The organism is Peribacillus sp. CSMR9 (assembly GCF_033141925.1).
GTDB lineage: Bacteria > Bacillota > Bacilli > Bacillales > DSM-1321 > Peribacillus > Peribacillus simplex_A.
In genome coordinates, this window is record NZ_JAOPHO010000184.1 from 1 (window position 1) to 1,356 (window position 1,356).

The 1,356-nt window shown below is 34.8% G+C and carries 3 protein-coding genes; all 3 read right to left on the reverse strand.

What is annotated here, in order from left to right:
* Nucleotides 1-340 precede the first annotated feature (340 nt).
* Entirely contained in the window at nucleotides 341-493 is a 153-nt protein-coding gene (locus N9I19_RS24750) for a hypothetical protein (RefSeq protein WP_317779332.1), read from the reverse strand.
* 390 nt (nucleotides 494-883) lie between these two features.
* Nucleotides 884-1,036 carry a hypothetical protein gene (locus N9I19_RS24755; protein ID WP_317779333.1) on the reverse strand — a complete coding sequence of 51 codons (153 nt, stop codon included), beginning with the start codon at nucleotides 1,034-1,036 and terminating at the stop codon, nucleotides 884-886.
* A gap of 47 nt (nucleotides 1,037-1,083) precedes the next feature.
* The gene (locus tag N9I19_RS24760) at nucleotides 1,084-1,215 is read right to left on the reverse strand and encodes a hypothetical protein (protein ID WP_317779334.1); all 132 of its coding nucleotides are present in this window, start codon (nucleotides 1,213-1,215) and stop codon (nucleotides 1,084-1,086) included.
* Nucleotides 1,216-1,356: the final 141 nt, after the last annotated feature.

Sequence of the window (1,356 nt, forward strand, 5' to 3'; positions counted from 1 at the left end):
ATCCAGGTGGATATAGAAGAACGGGAAGCTCATTATGAGCGGACGCTTGATGCCTGGAAAATGTGTTCATTATGGTGGGTATTGGGAACATGGTAAGTGTCTTTATGACGATGCAAATGGTAAGTCGTATGATGAATAATACATACAAAATAAGAAGAAGCTTAGACCTTCATGTAAACACAGTTCGTGCTTCACGGTGTAGTCAGTGATTCCCCTTTACAGTGTATGAATATTTACATTAAAATTGGGGTATGTTATCCTTATATTAACATAAACTAAAAACACCCCCATGCTGGTAACATGAGGGTGACAACTAGCAAGAGTGGTTGGTCACAACTACTTAATCAGAAGAATCAGAAGAAGAACCATTTCCATCTTGGAGGGCGGAGTGGTTCTTTTTCTTACTGAACGCAGATATGATGAGACTGGTTGCTACAGCAACTATAACGTCTTTACCAATATCTGTTACAATGTTCAATAGAAAATGTATCATGCGGTCACCTCCCTTCCCATCTATCATTAGATGGCAAAGGTGAAACTGTGACCTCCCACTCTATCCTCAGTTGTTCCTCTATTTTATCATATTTTCCCCTTTATAGAAATTATATGCAGAAAAAAATGCTACTTAATAACCTTTGATTACATTAACATTTGAACAATTTCAGGTAACCATCTTTTTAGCTGATAAGCAATGACTATAAGGCTTCCTGCAATAACTACTAATAATCCTACTATATATAGCTCAAATTTATTCATTACTTCGTCCAGATCTCTTTACAAGTTGATAAATTATTGCAATTACTAATGCAATTATAACAATCCAGACTAGTATTGGTGAAAACTGCAAAAAGTTCTCCATAAATTCCCTCACTCTTTCCGTAGATTAATTTCCTTTGTTTACAAGAGCACCTAACATCTGAACAACATCAATCAAATGAGCATTTATATTATAAGCAATGACAATAAGGCTTGCTGCAATAGCAACTAAAGAGTATGTTCTAATCAATTCTTGTTTCTCAGGGTCAATTTTCCACAAAATTAATCTATCTCCTTATCATTTCAATTTGGAACCTAGATCCCTTTTCATTCGACGGATTCATTGGTTGTTTTTACTTCAGATATCGGAGCGTATGTATAGAATGTCATACCTACTAACCCAAGAAGTATAATGGCTACTAAAACACCAGTAACCCACATGATGATTTTCTTTTTCATATTTTTCACTCCTTATAAGTTTTTAAAAGAGTCGCCTGCCCTTTGTAAATTCCCCCAAACTATATGTAGAAAAAAGGGTAATCTAATGACTACCCTTTTTTCTATTTCTTAAATTTCACTCTAATTTAGTAATTGTTGGAC

Excerpts from the sequence above, each read along its gene's own strand:
- N9I19_RS24750 (WP_317779332.1), bottom strand. The coding sequence starts at position 493 with ATGATACATTTTCTATTGAACATTGTAACAGATATTGGTAAAGACGTT.
- N9I19_RS24760 (WP_317779334.1), bottom strand. The coding sequence starts at position 1,215 with ATGAAAAAGAAAATCATCATGTGGGTTACTGGTGTTTTAGTAGCCATT.